This is a genomic window from Streptomyces sp. NPDC091412, from assembly GCF_044756885.1.
Lineage (GTDB): Bacteria > Actinomycetota > Actinomycetes > Streptomycetales > Streptomycetaceae > Streptomyces.
On the sequence record NZ_JBIVTV010000001.1, the window covers coordinates 87,886 to 103,829 of the forward strand.

Here is a 15,944-nt window from a genome sequence, read left to right on the forward strand (position 1 = left end):
GGAACGTCCAGGCCGGCCGCCCGCCCCCTAGGAGGAACCTCCAAGCGCGAGGGCGACGTCCAGGGTCGGCCGGCCGTCCACCGAGGCGGCGAAGACCTCCTCGGCGATCTCCCACTCCTCCGGCCTGGCCTGCGCGTACGCCTGCCAGCCCCGTACCACGATCAGCATCCCGCGCTCCACGGCCTCCGCCGGCCAGAGGGTCTCGTCGCCGAGGCTGTCGGCCAGCGCGTCCCAGTTCCGTCCGAACCAGCCGGGCAGTGAGAGGGCACGGGCGACCCGGTCCATCAGCCCCGCCTTGTCCGTGACACCGTCGAGGTCCAGCGTGACCACGACCCGGCCCGCCAGGTCTTCGCTCATCTCAGCACCGCCCGGAACGTGTTGTAGTGATCATCGGTGTAGTAGAACTCCCCGCCCCGGCCGGTGACGATGCGCCTGGCTCCGCGGTCGCGCGACCCCGGGGTCCGTACCGTGTACTCGTGGTAATAGCCGCGCGGCTCCTTGGGCAGCCGCCCCTCGAAATTGCCGAACACGGTGTTGTCCTGCCGGTACGGATAGGGGCCGCCCTTGTCGACGAGGGCCAGGGTCTGCCGGGCCTCGGCCGGCAGCCGGGACTGGCTGATCGTGGCCATCCCATGGGCCCACGACGGGGCTGAGGGGTCGGAACCGCCCGGCCCGGAGGGCGAGCAGCCCGTCAGAAGGACGGCGAGCGTGACGAGGAGCCCCGCGAGCACACGGGGGACGAACCGCAGCAGCATGCCGTCGATGCTCCCACGGCCGTCCCGCGCGGACTCGTCAGGGGCCGTCCGGGTCCGCCCTGTTGAGAGCCGGCCTGGGGGCGGGCCCCGCCGTCATCAGGTAGTCCGCGGCCGAGGTGTCCGTGACCAGGCTGGTGACCAGGCCGGACCGCAGCACCGCGTCGATCGCCGCCGCCTTGCGCTGTCCGCCCGCGATCGCGACGACCTCGGGGATACGGCGCAGCTGGTCGGCCTTGACCGTGATGCACCGCTCCCCCAGGTCCCGTCCGATCCGGCGGCCGTCGGCGTCGAACAGGTGCGCGGCCATCTCGGCGGAGACGCCGAGCGAGGCGTAGTGGGCCCGCTCCTCGTCGCTGAGCATGTCGTGCACCGTCGAGATGCCCGGCTCCCAGGAACCGATGGACACACAGGCGACCGTGACCTTGTCGAAGTACTCGAAGGCGCGCGCGATCCCGGTCTGGTGCCGCAGCGCCGCAGCGGTGGCCGCGTCCGGCAGCAGCATCGGCGCGTAGATGGGGTGGGCGTCGCCCCCCGAGACCTGGGCGGCGCGGCGCACGGCCTCCACCGAGCCGCGCTCGGAGGTCCCGGCGTCGTACACCCCCGTCAGCTGCACCACCGTGCAGGGCGGCAGCCGGTTCAGGGCCGCCGCCATGTGGATGGTGGAACGGCCCCAGGCCAGACCCAGCACGTCTCCCTCGTCGACGAGCTCGCCGAGCAGATCGGCGGCTACTTCGCCGAGGTTCTCGGGGTCGGGCGTCTCCTCTGCCTCGGCCGGGGACTCGACCACGACGGCGTGCCTGAGGCCGTAGCGGGCGCGGAGCGCGTCGGAGCGCTCGGCGTCCAGCTCGGCCGGCACGCGGATCTCGATGCGCACGAGATCCCGTTCGAGAGCGGTCTCCAGGACCCGGGCCACCTTGAAGCGGCTGACGCCGAACTCCTCGGCGATCTGGATCTTCGATTTGCCCTCGAGGTAGAAACGGCGGGCCATGGCCGCCGCCTGCACCAGCTCAGCGGGTCCCATCCGCATGGCTGACCGGCCCGCCGACATACCCGACACGGCGATCTCCTCACTGCTGTTCACATTCTGGATTCACCGTTCATCCTTGCAGATCCTGCGCGCTTGATCAGCCCTGCTGGGGAGCCGTTCACTCAGCCGTTGTTCAGTGGCCGCACGCCCAGGACGCCTTGGTGGTGGCCGTTTCCGCCTGACTGCGCAGGGCTCGCACCGCTTCGGCGGGGTCCTGCGCACCGTAGACCGCCGAGCCGGCGACGAACACGTCCGCGCCCGCCTCCGCGCACCGCTCGATCGTCGAGGCCGACACTCCGCCGTCGACCTGGAGCCACAGCTGGAGGCCGTGCTTGCCGATCAGCTCCCGGGTGCGGCGGATCTTGGGCAGCATGATGTCGAGGAAGGCCTGGCCGCCGAAGCCCGGCTCCACCGTCATGATCAGGAGCATGTCGAGCTCGGGAAGCAGGTCCTCGTACGGCTCGATGGGGGTGGCGGGCTTGAGTGCCATCGAGGCCCGGGCGCCCTTGGCGCGGATCTCGCGGGCCAGCCGGACGGGGGCGGCGGCCGCCTCGACGTGGAAGGTCACGGAGGACGCACCCGCCTCGACGTACTGCGGCGCCCAGCGGTCGGGCTGCTCGATCATCAGGTGGCAGTCCAGCGGGGTGTCCGTCGCCCGGGCCAGGGACTCCACGACGGGCACGCCGAGCGTGAGGTTCGGGACGAAGTGGTTGTCCATGACGTCGACGTGGAGCCAGTCGGCCCCTTCGACCGCCTTCGCCTCCTCGGCGAGACGCGCGAAGTCGGCGGACAGGATGCTGGGGTTGATCTGCACGGCCATGACCCAAGCGTGCCATGCCCGGGCCCGCCGGCTCTCCCCGGTACCCGGCCTCAAGCCGGGTACCGGGGAGAGCCGGCGATCATGACGCACGGGCGCGCGGGCGGGGCCGCCGTGCGCGGGTGCGGGCGGGGCCGCCGTGCGCGGGTGCGGGCGGGACCGCCGTGCGCGGGTGCGGTCGGGACCGCCGTGCGCGGGTGCGGGCGGGACCGCCGTGCGCGGGTGCGGGCGGGACCGCCGTGCGCGGGTGCGGTCGGGGCCGCACCCGCCGGCCCGCTCCACGGACGCTCCATGGACGCTTCGCGGGACGGCATGGGCCGCACCCGGGAAGGGGCCGGTCAGCCGGTGCGGCGGATCAGGGCCAGGTACATCGCGTCGGTCCCGTGCAGATGCGGCCACAGCTGCACGTCGGGGCCGTCGCCGAGGATCCCGACGCCCGGCAGCAGCGGGCGGGCGTCGATCAGTTCGGCCTCGGGGAACTGCTTGAGCACGTCGGTGACCACGACGCGGGTCTCGGCGAGGTGGGGGGAGCAGGTCGCGTAGCCGACCACGCCGCCGACGCGCACCGACTCCAGGGCCGTGCGCAGCAGGCCGCGCTGGAGCGGGGCGAAGCCGTCCAGGTCCTCCGGGCGGCGCCGCCACCGAGCCTCGGGGCGCCTGCGCAGGGCGCCGAGCCCGGTGCAGGGGACGTCGACGAGGACACGGTCGAAGCTGCCCGGCCGCCAGGCGGGACGCGTGCCGTCGGCGGCGATCACCTGGTACGGACCGGGGTTGCCGGCCAGCGCCTTCGCCACCAGCCCGGCGCGGTGGGGCTGCTTCTCGGAGGCGAGCAGGACGGCTCCGCGCTCGGCGGCGAGCGCGGCCAGCAGGGCCGCCTTGCCGCCGGGGCCCGCGCATCCGTCGAGCCACTTCCGGTCGGGGCCGTCGAGGGGCGCGTTCGCCAGGGCGAGCGCGACGAGCTGGCTGCCCTCGTCCTGGACGCCGGCCCGGCCCTCCCGTACGGCGTCCACGGCGCCCGGTTCGCCGCCCTCGGTCAGCCGTACGGCGTACGGCGACCAGCGGCCCGGCACCGCGGCCTCCTCGCGCAGCAGCTCCTCGGTGCCGGCCCGTCCGGGCCGGGCGACCAGGGTCACCTCCGGCCGCTCATTGTCGGCCTCCAGCAGGTCCTCGATCCCGGCGCGCCCGCCGCCGAGGGAGTCCCACAGGGCGGAGACGACCCAGCGGGGGTGGGAGTGGACGACGGCGAGGTGGTCCTCGGGGTCCTCGTCGTAGGGCGGGGCGACCTTCTCCAGCCATCCGTCGAGGTCGTGCTGCGCGACCTTGCGCAGCACTGCGTTGACGAACTTGGCCCGCCCGTCGCCGAGGACGACCCGGGCGAGCTCGACGGTGGCGGACACGGCGGCGTGGCTGGGGATGCGCGTCCCGAGCAGCTGGTGGGCGCCGAGGGTCAGCACGTCCAGGACGGGCGGGTCGACCTCGCGCAGCGGGCGGTCGACACAGTCCGCGAGGATCGCGTCGTACGTTCCCTGGCGGCGCAGCGTTCCGTACACCAGCTCGGTGGCGAGCGCGGCGTCCCGGCCGTCGAAGTCGCCCTTCTCGCGTGCCTTGCGCAGCAGCGGGGGCAGGACCAGGTTGGCGTAGGCGTCCCGCTCGTCCACGGCGCGCAGCGCCTCGAAGGCGAGGATGCGGACGGGGTCCTTCTGGGGTCGGCGGTAGGGCTTGGCGGGCTTGCCGGGCCGACGGGTGTCGCTCACGAAAAGGTGCTCCGGTTGTCTGGGTGCGCCGCGCTCGGACGCGCGGTGCACCCAGCCTACGTCCCGGTCCGGGCCGCCCGGTCAGCCGCCGAGCGTCTCGCCCTCGGCGATGCGCGCCCCGCGCGCCCAGTCCGCCGCCCGCATCGGCTTCTTGCCCTGCGCCTGTACCCACAGCAGCTCGACGGCGTACGAACCGGTGCCGACGTGGACGTCGTTCTTGCCGACGGCGAGCGCGCCCGGGGCGAGGTCGGTGCGCTGCGGCGCCGGGGCGGCCTGGATCAGCTTGAGCCGCTCGCCGCGGAACGTGGTCCAGGCGCCGGGCGCCGGTGTGCAGCCGCGTACCACGCGGTCCACGCGCAGGGCGGGCGCCGTCCAGTCGACCCGGGCGTCCTCGACGGTGATCTTGGGGGCGAGGGTGACGCCCTCGGCCGGCTGCGGCACGGCCGCCAGGGTGCCGTCCTCGATGCCGTCCATGGTCGCGGCGAGCAGTCCGGCCCCGGCGAGGGCGAGCCGGGTGAGCAGGTCGCCGCTGGTGTCGGTGGGCCGGATCCGCTCGGTGACGGCGCCGTAGACCGGGCCGGAGTCGAGCCCTTCCTCGATGAGGAAGGTGGACGCGCCGGTGATCTCGTCCCCGGCCATGAGGGCGTGCTGCGCGGGGGCGGCGCCGCGCCAGGCGGGCAGCAGGGAGAAGTGCAGGTTGACCCAGCCGCGGGCGGGGATGTCGAGGGCCGCCCTGGGCAGCAGGGCACCGTAGGCGACGACCGGGCAGCAGTCCGGGGCGATCTCCTTCAGCCGCTCCAGGAACTCCGGGTCGCGCGGCTTGACGGGCTTGAGCACCTCGATCCCGGCCTCCTCCGCCCGCTCGGCGACCGGGCTCGCGACCAGCCTGCGCCCGCGCCCGGCCGGCGCGTCGGGCCGGGTGACGACGGCGGCCACCTCGTGCCGCCCGGAGGCGAGCAGGGCGTCCAGAGCGGGAACGGCGACCTCGGGGGTACCGGCGAAGACGAGCTTCATGGGGTGGCTTGGGCCTCTCGGGCGGGTTGGACGGCGGGCAGCGCACCAGTCTATGACCACGGGCGAAAGGCCGTGGCTGACGGGCGGAGCGGTGCCGCGGACGCCGGGCCGGGCGGAAGGTGACGGGGCCGGGCGGCAAGTGACGGGGCCGGGCGACACAGGTAACAGGGCCGGGCGACAGGTGACCGGGCGGCAGGGGACAGGGCCGGGCGACGAGCGGCACGCCAGGCGGCGAGCCACGAAGCCGGGGCAGCAGGAGGCAGGCCACCGGAGCCGCGGCTGCACACGGCACACGGCAGGCGGCAGGCGGCACACGGCAGGCCGCACACGGCAGGCGGCAGGCGGCACACGGCACACGGCAGGCGGCACACGGCACACGGCAGGCGGCACACGGCAGGCGGCAGGCGGCAGGCGGCACACGGCAGGCGGCACACGGCAGGCGGCAGGCGGCAGGCGGCACACGGCAGGCGGCAGGCGGCAGGCGGCAGGCGGCAGGCGGCAGGCGGCAGGCGGCAGGCCAGATAGCAGGCCACGGAGCCGGGGCAGCAGATGACTGGGCCGGGCAATGGGCGGCACGCCAGGCAGCAGACCACGAAGCCCAGCCACAGACGACCCAGCCGGGCAACAGCCGGCACGCCAGGCAGCAGGCCACGGAGCCGGGACGAAGCAGACGACCGGGCGGCGCGTCAGGTGACGGGGGGGAGGCCGTCGGCCGACCGTGCAGCGCGCGTCCGGCGCACGGGGGCGTACGCGTGTTTCCCTACGCCCCCACACCGTGACCCGTGGAGGGCAAGCGCGTTGGTCAAGTAAGAGTTGACCACAGCGGGCCGCCTGCTCGGCCCGATTCCTTTCAACGCCGGTTCGAGAGGCTTGTTCATGGCCGACCACGCAACCCACGACGCCCAGGCCCGGGCCAGCCTGCACTTGCTGGTGCGGGACATCGAGCGGGTCCGCCGGCAGGTGGACGCACTGCGCACGCTCACCGCCCAGCTGGGCAACGTCTACCGCCCACGCCGCTCCGGCCCCTCCACGGGCTTCGTCGTCTACGGACGCGCCCCCGCCCCGACCGTCCGTCTCGCCCAGGAGCTGCGGGACAGTGTCGAGACCCTGGTCACGGCCGCCGTGGACTTCGACCGCTCGCTCGGCTTCTCGTGGGACGCCGTCGGCTCGGCCCTCGGTGTCACCAAGCAGGCGGTCCACCGGCGTTACGGCGCACGCCGCTCGGCGGCCGCGCCGGCCGCCGAGGGCGAGCGGACCCCGGAGCCGACCGGCACCCGTACGGTCAATGTCGGCACCGGCATCGCCACGGTCCCCGCGGCCCGCTCCATGCCGACCCAGCCGACGGCCTGCGGCCCGGCACTGCGCGACGAGCCCCGCCCCACCGCCTTCCCCGGCCCCCGCAACGGCTGACGCCCCCTTCCCGTGTCCCCTCCCGGCGGGCACCCGGGAGGTCCTGACACCACCGTCGGCCGGGCACTGACGGCTCCCGTCCGCCCATCTCACGCGGTCCCGGGCGCGGCCGGACACCAGGCGGTTCGCTCACCGCTCCGGCCCGACGGCCGCCGGGCACCCCGGCGAGACCCGTGCCGGCACGACGCGGTGCGGCCTCGGCCACCGCACCGGGCCCTCGGGGCACAGCCCCGGAACACCGGCCCGCGCAGACCCGACCGCCCGACCTGACCTGCGATCCGTCCTCCGCAGGGCACCGACTCGCCCGTGCCGCACGGAGCCTCGGGCCTCTGCGCGCCCACAGCCCGGCCGGGACGCGCGCCTTCGGCGAACGGCAGTACACGCGGCCGGAGTTGGCAGCCCCCCTCACCGTGCGGGCGTTGCCGTGTCAGCCGATGTCCGGTGGGTCGACGCGTACCTGGACCGGGTCATGGTTTCCGCGGGCCATGCGGGCCGCCTGAGTGGACTTCAGGGCGGAGGCCAACGCGGCTCCACTGCCGGGCGGGACGCGGATCAGGGCCCGGGTCCAGTGTTCGCCGGGTGGGGGCGCGCCGGATCGGCGCGGGCGTCCCGGAGGCGTGACCGGTAGCGGGACGGGCCCCAACACCTCTGCCTCCCGCGGCAGTTCGACGGCGGGGAGGAAGTCCGACACCGCCTCCGCCGGGCCCGACACGGCCGCCATGCGGGACACCGGCGGGAACCCGAGTTCGGCGCGTTCGGACAGCTCCCGCAGGGCGTGACCGACTGGATCCCAGCGCACCAGCGCCTGCACGGGCCGCAGGGTCGGCTCGGCGACGACCACCACGGTGCCGCCCTCCGGCTGCGGCCGGACGAGCGCGGCGGCGGCGATCCAGCGCCGCAGCGCGTCCTCACCGGCGCGCAGATCGGGACGCCCGAGCATGGCCCAGCCGTCCAGGAGCAGGGCCGCCGCGTACCCGCCCTCGGCGACCGGCTCCGCACCCGGGGTGCTCACCACCAGCGCGGGTGTCCCCGGCACCGTGTCCAGCACGTGCTCGCGTCCCGAGGTCCGCACGGGTACGGACGGGAACGCCCGGCCCAGTTCCTCGGCGGTCCGCCGCGCTCCGACGACCTGGGCCCGCAGCCGGAACGAGCCGCACTCCGGGCAGTGCCACGCCGGCTCCTCCCGCCCGCACCAGTCACAGCCGAGCGCCCCCGCGTCCTGCCCCTGGAGGGGTCCCGCGCAGTGCCGGCACCGTGCGGGCGCCCGGCACTGCGCGCAGGCCATCCGCGGCACGTAACCCCGGCGGGGCACCTGCACCAGTACGGGCCCGTGCCGCAGTCCCTCCCTGGCCGCCTGCCAGGCGAGCGAGGGCAGCCGGGCCGCCCGCGCGGCCTCGTCCCGGGCGAGATCGGTGTCGCCCACCGTGCGCACGAGCGGAGCCGCCCGCCGCACCTGTTCCCTGGCCGCGACGAGCGGCCTGGCCCAGCCGCTCTCGACGAGCTGTGCCGCCTCCACCGTGCAGCTCCAACCGCCCAGCAGGAAACCGCACTTGTCCTGCGCGGCGCGCAGCAGCAGCACTTCGCGGGCGTGCGGCTGCGGCGCGTGCTGCTCGCTGTGGCTGTCGTCCCCGTCGTCCCACAGCGCGACCAGCCCGAGATCCCGCACCGGCGCGAACATGGCGGCCCGGGTACCGACGACGGCCCGTACGGATCCCCGCCGCACGGCGAGCCACTGCCGGTACCTCTTCTCGGGCCCCGCGTCGGCGGTGAGCAGCGCGTGCCGTCCCTCGCCGAGCAGGGCCGTCAGCGCGGCGTCCACCCGGACGGCGGCCCGCCCGTCCGGTACGACGACGAGCGCACCGCGTCCCGAGGCGAGCGCGGCGGCGACGGAGCGGGCCAGTTCCTCGCTCCACCCGGGCCCGGGCAGCGCGTTCCACACGGCACGCGGCGAGCCCCCCGCGGCCAGGGCCCGCACGAACGCGTCCCCCCGCTCGTAGCGGGCCCAGGAGCCCGCGTCGGGTGCGGGCGGCGGCGGCAGCGGTGCGGGCGAGGGCCGTTCCTCGGCGCGCGCCCTGCGCGGCGGCACGGCGAGTTGGAGTACGTCGGCGACGCTGCCCGCGTACCGGTCGGCGACGGCCCGTGCCAGGCCGAGCAGTTCCTCGCTGAGCACGGGCTCGGGCGACACGACCTGGGCGAGCGCGGCGAGCGGCCCCGCGTAGTCGGACTCGGCCCGGCGCTCGATCAGGTACCCGTCGATGAGCCCGCCGCCCTCGCGCCGTCCCTCGCGCACCCGGTGCCGTCCGGCTCCGAACCGCACGCGCACCCGCACCCCGGGCCGCGCGTCGGCGTCCAGTTCGGCAGGCACGGCGTAGTCGAAGTAACGGTCGAGGTGCAGTGCGCCCTTGTCGACCAGTACGCGCGCCACGGGCAGCTCCCCGGCGAGCGCGGCACCGCGCCAGGTGCGCGGCTTGGCCCGCGGCTCCTGCGCCTTGCGCACGCTCTCCCGGATGAGCGCAAGCTGTTCCGGCGGCGCCCCCGCGGCCCCGCCGTCCCCCGTCCCGTTCTCGCTGCTCACGCTTGCATTCTTACCAAACGGGACCGACAACCGACGGCGAGCGAGGCCCGAACCCTCCTGGGGTCCGGGCCTCGCTCAGGTCTCGCGGCGGACGGCGCCCGCGGCGCCGGTCCTACAGACCCGCCGCCTCGCGCAGCGCGTCCACGCGGTCGGTGCGCTCCCAGGTGAAGTCGGGCAGCTCGCGGCCGAAGTGGCCGTAGGCGGCGGTCTGGGCGTAGATCGGGCGGAGCAGGTCGAGGTCGCGGATGATGGCGGCCGGACGCAGGTCGAAGACCTCGTCGATCGCCTTCTCGATCTTCTCGGGCTCCACCTTGTGGGTGCCGAAGGTCTCCACGAACAGGCCCACCGGCTCGGCCTTGCCGATCGCGTAGGCGACCTGGACCTCGCAGCGGGAGGCCAGGCCCGCCGCCACCACGTTCTTGGCGACCCAGCGCATCGCGTACGCGGCCGAGCGGTCCACCTTGGACGGGTCCTTGCCGGAGAAGGCGCCGCCGCCGTGGCGGGCCATACCGCCGTAGGTGTCGATGATGATCTTGCGACCGGTCAGTCCGGCGTCGCCCATCGGGCCGCCGATCTCGAACCGGCCGGTGGGGTTGACCAGCAGCCGGTAGCCCTCGGTGTCCAGCTTGATGCCGTCGTCCAGCAGCGCCTTCAGCTCCGGCTCGACGACGAACTCGCGGATGTCGGGCGCCAGCAGCGAGTCCAGGTCGATGTCGGAGGCGTGCTGCGAGGAGACGACCACGGTGTCGAGGCGGACCGCCTTGTCGCCGTCGTACTCGATGGTGACCTGGGTCTTGCCGTCCGGGCGCAGGTAGGGGATCGTGCCGTTCTTGCGCACGTCCGACAGGCGCTTGGACAGCCGGTGCGCCAGGAAGATCGGCAGCGGCATCAGCGTCGGGGTCTCGTCGGAGGCGTAGCCGAACATCAGGCCCTGGTCGCCCGCGCCCTGCCGGTCCAGCTCGTCGATGCCGTCGCCCGCGGCGCCACCCTCGACCCGCGATTCGTACGCCGTGTCCACGCCCTGCGCGATGTCCGGGGACTGCGCGCCGATCGAGACGGACACGCCGCAGGAGGCGCCGTCGAAGCCCTTCTTGGAGGAGTCGTAGCCGATCTCGAGGATCTTGTCCCGGACCAGGGTCGCGATGTCCGCGTAGGTCTTGGTCGTGACCTCGCCGGCCACGTGCACCAGGCCGGTGGTGATCAGTGTCTCCACGGCGACCCGGGAGGTCGGGTCCTCGCGCAGAAGCGCGTCGAGAATGGTGTCGCTGATCTGGTCAGCGATCTTGTCGGGGTGACCCTCGGTCACGGACTCCGAGGTGAACAGGCGACGGGACACAACGCTCCCTGGGGTTGCAGCGGCTGCTGGCTGATCATTGGCGGACGGGCACGGGGCTGCGCCCGGCGTCGTCCGAGAACAGTTTATCGGTCGCGCTCGGCCACCGGCCCACCTGTCTCGCCTCTCGGGAGCGCTGTGACCTGCGGCACGGGCATTCTGCCCAAGCCCGGCGACCTTGACCAGAGTCGCCACGCGCCGGGCTTCGACGTTCGAGGGAGCCGGGCAGGGGGCGCTCAGCCCAGCCGGGCGGCCACCAGGTCCCACACGGTGTCGGCCAGCGCCTCCTTCGGACCGTGCGGCACGTGGGTCTCGCCGCCGCCGGCGGCCAGCACCACGGCTTCGTTCTCTTCCGCGCCGAAGGTCCTGCGCTCCCCCACCTCGTTGACCACGAGCAGGTCACAGCCCTTGCGCTCGAGCTTCTTGCGCCCGTTGGCGAGGACGTCGTCGGTCTCCGCGGCGAAGCCCACGATCACCTGTCCGGGCCGCGCCCGTTCGGCTGATATCTCCGCGAGGATGTCCGGATTGCGTACCAGCGTGATGGGCGCGGGGTCCTCGCCGTCCTTCTTCTTGATCTTGCCGGCCGCGTAGGCCGCGGGGCGGAAGTCGGCGACCGCGGCGGCCATGACCACCGCGTCGGCGTCCGCGGCGGCCTTCAGTACCGCCTCCCGCAACTGCACGGCCGTGCCGACCCGGACCAGGTCCACGCCCGCCGGATCCGGCAGGGCGGTGTTGGCGGCGACGAGCGTGACCCGGGCCCCACGGGCCGCCGCCGTCCGCGCGAGGGCGTAGCCCTGCTTGCCGGAGGAACGGTTGCCGAGGAAGCGGACGGGGTCGAGGGGCTCACGGGTGCCGCCGGCGCTGACGACGACGTGCCGCCCGGCGAGGTCGGGCTCGGCCGCGCCCCGGGCCAGCACACGGCGGCAGACCTCGAAGATCTCCGCCGGTTCCGGCAGCCGGCCCTTGCCGGTGTCGACGCCGGTCAGCCGGCCGACCGCCGGTTCGATGACGACGGCGCCGCGGCGGCGCAGCGTCGCCACGTTGTCCTGGGTGGCCGGGTGCTCCCACATCTCGGTGTGCATCGCGGGGGCGAAGACCACCGGACAGCGGGCGGTGAGCAGGGTGTTGGTCAGCAGGTCGTCGGCGAGGCCGTGGGCGGCCCTGGCGAGCATGTCGGCGGTGGCGGGGGCGACGACCACCAGGTCGGCCTGCTGCCCGATGCGGACGTGCGGGACCTCATGGACGTCGTCCCAGACCTCGGTGGACACGGGGTGGCCGGACAGGGCGGACCAGGTCGCGGCGCCGACGAAGTGCAGCGCGGAGGCGGTCGGCACCACACGCACGTCGTGCCCCGACTCGGTCAGCCTGCGCAGCAGCTCGCACGCCTTGTAGGCGGCGATGCCGCCACCGACCCCCAGAACGACCTTGGGCTTGCTCACCGGGCCTCCCCGCACTCGACACACGCACGCCGCGGTTCGTCGGCGTACGCGTCCATGCTGCATCATCGCGGGATCGACTCCCGCACCCCCCGAGCACACCACAGGCCCGGCAGTCGTGCTGCCGGGCCTGTGGAAAAACCTACTGCGATCTGCAGATATGAAGAACCGCAGGGGCTACTGAGCGGGGACTACTGACCCGGGCCCTCGATGGCCTCGGACGTCAGCAGACCCGCGTTGATCTCCCGCAGGGAGATGGAGAGCGGCTTCTCGTGGACGTGGGTGTCGACGAGCGGACCGACGTACTCGAGGAGGCCCTCGCCGAGCTGCGAGTAGTACGCGTTGATCTGGCGGGCCCGCTTGGCCGCGTAGATCACGAGGCTGTACTTCGAGTCGGTGGCCTCGAGGAGCTCGTCGATCGGCGGGTTGATGATGCCCTCGGGCGCGGAGATGGAAGAGGACACGCTCTACCTTCCGATGGATGGGAAAGAATCAGTCGGTGCGACCGTCACGGTCACTCTCACGATCACACAACGTCCATCAAGGCTAGCAGCTCGCGAGCCACGTCCTCGACGGAGGTGTTGACCAGGGTCTCGTCGAACTCCGGCTCGGCCGCGAGTTCGATCTTCGCCGCCTCCAGCCGCCGTTCGATGACCTCGGGCGGCTCGGTCCCCCGCCCGGTGAGTCTGCGCACGAGCTCCTCCCAGGAGGGAGGAGCCAGGAACACCAGCCGGCCCTCGGGCATGGACTCGCGGACCTGCCGGGCGCCCTGGAGGTCGATCTCCAGCAGCACCGGCACACCCGACTCCAGGTGCTCCAGCACGGCGGCGCGCGGCGTGCCGTAGCGGTTGCCCGCGAACTCGGCCCACTCCAGCAGCTCGCCGTTGGCGATCATCTTGTCCATCTCCTCGTCGGTGACGAAGAAGTAGTGGACGCCGTGCTGCTCACCGGGACGGGGCTTGCGGGTCGTCGCGGACACCGACAGCCAGACCTCGGGGTGTTCCTTGCGCATATGGGCGACGACCGTGCTCTTGCCGACCCCTGAGGGGCCGGAGAGCACGGTCAGCCGCGGACGTGCGTCCGGGGGTACGGGGGTCGCGCCCCGGGGTGTTACAGCCATGCGCCGATTATTCCAGCAATCGCGCGGTGCCCGGGACTCCGGCCCCGAGCCCCCGGATTCAGGAGCCGGTGCTGCCGAACTCGCGCTCCAGGGAGGCGATCTGGTTGGACCCGAGGCCGCGCACGCGACGGCTCTCGGAGATGCCGAGCCGCTCCATGATCTGCTTGGCGCGGACCTTGCCCACGCCCGGAAGGGACTCAAGAAGGGCGGAGACCTTCATCTTGCCGATGACGTCGTTCTCCTGGCCCTGCTTGATGACCTCGTGCAGGGAGGCGCCGGAGTGCTTGAGTCGATTCTTGACCTCGGCCCGCTCCCGGCGAGCCGCGGCGGCCTTTTCGAGCGCGGCTGCGCGCTGTTCAGGGGTTAGGGGCGGAAGAGCCACGCCTACGTCACCTCGGATGTCGAACTGTCGGATACGGACCGGTGAGGAACCTAGTCGCCCCACACCTGAGGAGCTACGAGCAACACGCTTGCCCGTTCTCCCCCACTACCTTGAGGGCGTGGGAGGCGCCCCCACTCGACGGAGACTAGCGGTCTCGTCCGCCAGAGTCAGCGAGAACAGAGGAAAAGTCCTGGTCAGCCTCCGCCAGGCCGGGCATTTAGGACATAATGCCCCGGATTTGAGGATGTATCCAGACCCAGGCGGGCCCCGGGACGCCCGCCCGGTGACTCAGCCGCCGGTCACCGCGGTCCTGATCTCCTCCGCGAAGCGCTCCGCGGCGCTCCGCAGCGCCCCCACCTCGGGACCGTGACGCAGAACACCCCGGCTGACGCTCGGGACCACGTTGCGCACCACGGAGCCGAACACCCGGGGAAGGTCGGCCGGCGTCGCTCCCTGCGCGCCGATCCCCGGCGCGAGCAGCGGCCCGCCCATGTCCAGGTCGTACGACGACAGGTCGCCCAGCGTGGCCCCCACCACCGCGCCGAAGGAGCCGAGCGGGGCCTGCCCCGCGTTCTCCTCGGCGAGGTGCGCGAGCACGGTCGCGGCCACGGAACGGCCGTCGGGCCGCACGGCGTGCTGGACCTCGGCGCCCTCCGGGTTGGAGGTCAGGGCCAGCACGAACAGGCCCGCGCCGCTCTCCCGCGCCAGGTCGACCGCGGGCCTCAGCGACCCGTAGCCGAGGTACGGCGAGACGGTGAGCGCGTCCGAGAACAGCGGCGCGTCCTTGCGCAGGAACGACTCGGCGTAGGCGGCCATGGTCGAGCCGATGTCGCCGCGCTTGGCGTCCATCACGACCAGCGCCCCGGCCGCCCGGGCCTCCTCGACCGACTTCTCCAGGACGGCGAGGCCGCGCGAGCCGAAACGCTCGTAGAAGGCGCTCTGCGGCTTCAGGGCGGCCACCCGGCCGGCCAGCGCCTCCACCACGGTGCGGCTGAACCGCTCCAGACCGGCCACGTCGTCGTTCAGGCCCCACTCGGCGAGCAGCGAGGCGTGCGGGTCGATGCCGACGCACAGCGGGCCGCGCTCGTCCATGGCACGGCGCAGACGCGCGCCGAAGGGTTCCACCGGGCTCATGCCGCCTCCCCCGCCTTCCTCACGTCGGCGCCGACCGCGTCGGCGAGGGTGGCGTACGGGCTGGTCCGCAGGCGTGCGGCGAGCCCCTTGTGGATCGCGCGGCTCCAGAAGGGCCCCTGGTAGACGAAGGCGCTGTAGCCCTGGACCAGGGTGGCGCCGGCCAGGATGCGCTGCCAGGCGTCCTCGGCGTCCTCGATGCCGCCCACGCCGACCAGGGTGATGCGGTCGCCCACGCGCGCGTAGAGGCGGCGCAGCACCTCCAGGGAGCGCGCCTTCAGCGGCGCGCCCGAGAGTCCGCCGGTCTCCTTCACCAGCGAGGGCGCGGACGTCAGCCCGAGTCCCTCGCGCGCGATGGTGGTGTTGGTGGCGATGATCCCGTCCAGGCCCAGCTCCACGGCGAGGTCGGCGACGGCGTCGACGTCCTCGTCGGCGAGGTCCGGGGCGATCTTCACCAGCAGCGGCACCCGGCGCCCCGGCACGACCCGGTCGGCGGCCTCGCGCACGGCGGCAAGGAGCGGGCGCAGCGCCTCGGTGGCCTGGAGGTCGCGCAGTCCGGGGGTGTTCGGCGAGGAGACGTTGACGACCAGGTAGTCGGCGTACGGGGCCAGCCGCTCGGCGGACTTCACGTAGTCGCCGACGGCCTCCTCCTCCGGGACGACCTTGGTCTTGCCGATGTTGACGCCCACGACGGTCCTGAACGCGGGCGTGCGCGAGGCCAGGCGCGCGGCGACGGCGAGCGAGCCCTCGTTGTTGAAGCCCATGCGGTTGATCAGCGCGCGGTCCGCGACCAGCCGGAACAGCCGCTTCCTGGGGTTGCCGGGCTGCGGCTCCCCCGTGACCGTGCCGATCTCGACGTGGTCGAAGCCGAGCATCGACATCCCGTCGATCGCCACGGCGTTCTTGTCGAAGCCGGCGGCGAGCCCGAAGGGGCCGTGCATCCGCAGCCCGAGGGCCTCGGTGCGCAGCTCCTTGTGGCGGGGGGCGAGCACGGCGGCGACGAAGGTGCGCAGCACCGGGACGCGGGCGGCGAGCCGGATCCAGCGGAAGGCCAGGTGGTGCGCCTGTTCCGGGTCCATCCGCTGGAAGAGCAGACGGAAGAAAAGCTTGTACATCACTGAGTCCTCGGGTGTCCTCGGGGCCTCATGGGTCCCCATGGGTCCTCGTGAAGAGGGGGGACACCGTCTCCG

15 protein-coding genes are annotated in these 15,944 nt (G+C 73.7%); 1 reads left to right on the plus strand and 14 read right to left on the minus strand.

Translation table 11 applies throughout. From position 1 onward, the window contains the following. Nucleotides 1–27: 27 nt before the first annotated feature. From ACIQMV_RS00355 to fmt, 6 genes are all read right to left on the minus strand, one after another. Entirely contained in the window at nucleotides 28–357 is a 330-nt protein-coding gene (locus ACIQMV_RS00355; RefSeq protein WP_402590001.1) for a barstar family protein, read from the minus strand. Then, entirely contained in the window at nucleotides 354–755 is a 402-nt protein-coding gene (locus tag ACIQMV_RS00360) for a ribonuclease domain-containing protein (protein ID WP_141362812.1), read from the minus strand. The genes ACIQMV_RS00355 and ACIQMV_RS00360 overlap by 4 nt, the downstream gene beginning before the upstream one ends. Before the next feature lie 37 nt (nucleotides 756–792). Further along, nucleotides 793–1,836: a sugar-binding transcriptional regulator gene (locus tag ACIQMV_RS00365; protein ID WP_402590003.1), complete on the minus strand. Its 1,044-nt coding sequence runs from the start codon at nucleotides 1,834–1,836 to the stop codon at nucleotides 793–795. 79 nt (nucleotides 1,837–1,915) lie between these two features. Beyond that, on the minus strand, nucleotides 1,916–2,602 hold the full coding sequence (rpe, locus tag ACIQMV_RS00370; protein WP_141362808.1) for a ribulose-phosphate 3-epimerase: 687 nt from the start codon (nucleotides 2,600–2,602) through the stop codon (nucleotides 1,916–1,918). Nucleotides 2,603–2,937: 335 nt separating this feature from the next. Next, on the minus strand, nucleotides 2,938–4,353 hold the full coding sequence (locus tag ACIQMV_RS00375; protein ID WP_402590006.1) for an RsmB/NOP family class I SAM-dependent RNA methyltransferase: 1,416 nt from the start codon (nucleotides 4,351–4,353) through the stop codon (nucleotides 2,938–2,940). An 81-nt stretch (nucleotides 4,354–4,434) separates the two neighbouring features. Continuing rightward, nucleotides 4,435–5,367, minus strand: coding sequence for a methionyl-tRNA formyltransferase (fmt, locus tag ACIQMV_RS00380; protein ID WP_141362804.1), 933 nt, complete (start codon nucleotides 5,365–5,367; stop codon nucleotides 4,435–4,437). A gap of 876 nt (nucleotides 5,368–6,243) precedes the next feature. Here fmt and ACIQMV_RS00385 point away from each other — a divergent pair. Then, the gene (locus ACIQMV_RS00385; RefSeq protein ID WP_402590008.1) at nucleotides 6,244–6,777 is read left to right on the plus strand and encodes a hypothetical protein; all 534 of its coding nucleotides are present in this window, start codon (nucleotides 6,244–6,246) and stop codon (nucleotides 6,775–6,777) included. 427 nt (nucleotides 6,778–7,204) lie between these two features. On the opposite strand, the gene ACIQMV_RS00390 is transcribed toward ACIQMV_RS00385, so the two are convergent. The 8 genes from ACIQMV_RS00390 to ACIQMV_RS00425 all read right to left on the minus strand — a co-directional run bounded on the left by ACIQMV_RS00390 (nucleotide 7,205) and on the right by ACIQMV_RS00425 (nucleotide 15,869). Continuing rightward, nucleotides 7,205–9,352 (minus strand): primosomal protein N', encoded by a 2,148-nt coding sequence (locus ACIQMV_RS00390; protein ID WP_402590010.1) that lies wholly within the window; start codon nucleotides 9,350–9,352, stop codon nucleotides 7,205–7,207. A 112-nt stretch (nucleotides 9,353–9,464) separates the two neighbouring features. After that, entirely contained in the window at nucleotides 9,465–10,688 is a 1,224-nt protein-coding gene (metK, locus tag ACIQMV_RS00395; RefSeq protein ID WP_402590012.1) for a methionine adenosyltransferase, read from the minus strand. A 233-nt stretch (nucleotides 10,689–10,921) separates the two neighbouring features. Beyond that, entirely contained in the window at nucleotides 10,922–12,124 is a 1,203-nt protein-coding gene (gene coaBC / locus ACIQMV_RS00400; RefSeq protein WP_402590014.1) for a bifunctional phosphopantothenoylcysteine decarboxylase/phosphopantothenate--cysteine ligase CoaBC, read from the minus strand. 188 nt (nucleotides 12,125–12,312) lie between these two features. Then, nucleotides 12,313–12,585, minus strand: coding sequence for a DNA-directed RNA polymerase subunit omega (gene rpoZ, locus ACIQMV_RS00405; protein WP_205385858.1), 273 nt, complete (start codon nucleotides 12,583–12,585; stop codon nucleotides 12,313–12,315). Between the two features lie 62 nt (nucleotides 12,586–12,647). Further along, nucleotides 12,648–13,241: a guanylate kinase gene (gene gmk / locus ACIQMV_RS00410; RefSeq protein WP_141362794.1), complete on the minus strand. Its 594-nt coding sequence runs from the start codon at nucleotides 13,239–13,241 to the stop codon at nucleotides 12,648–12,650. Between the two features lie 58 nt (nucleotides 13,242–13,299). Next, entirely contained in the window at nucleotides 13,300–13,623 is a 324-nt protein-coding gene (locus tag ACIQMV_RS00415; protein WP_003977346.1) for an integration host factor, read from the minus strand. A gap of 288 nt (nucleotides 13,624–13,911) precedes the next feature. Next, complete coding sequence (gene pyrF / locus ACIQMV_RS00420; protein ID WP_402590017.1) at nucleotides 13,912–14,757, minus strand: orotidine-5'-phosphate decarboxylase; 846 nt, start codon at nucleotides 14,755–14,757, stop codon at nucleotides 13,912–13,914. Continuing rightward, entirely contained in the window at nucleotides 14,754–15,869 is a 1,116-nt protein-coding gene (locus ACIQMV_RS00425; protein WP_402590019.1) for a quinone-dependent dihydroorotate dehydrogenase, read from the minus strand. The genes pyrF and ACIQMV_RS00425 overlap by 4 nt, the downstream gene beginning before the upstream one ends. Between the last annotated feature and the right edge of the window lie 75 nt (nucleotides 15,870–15,944).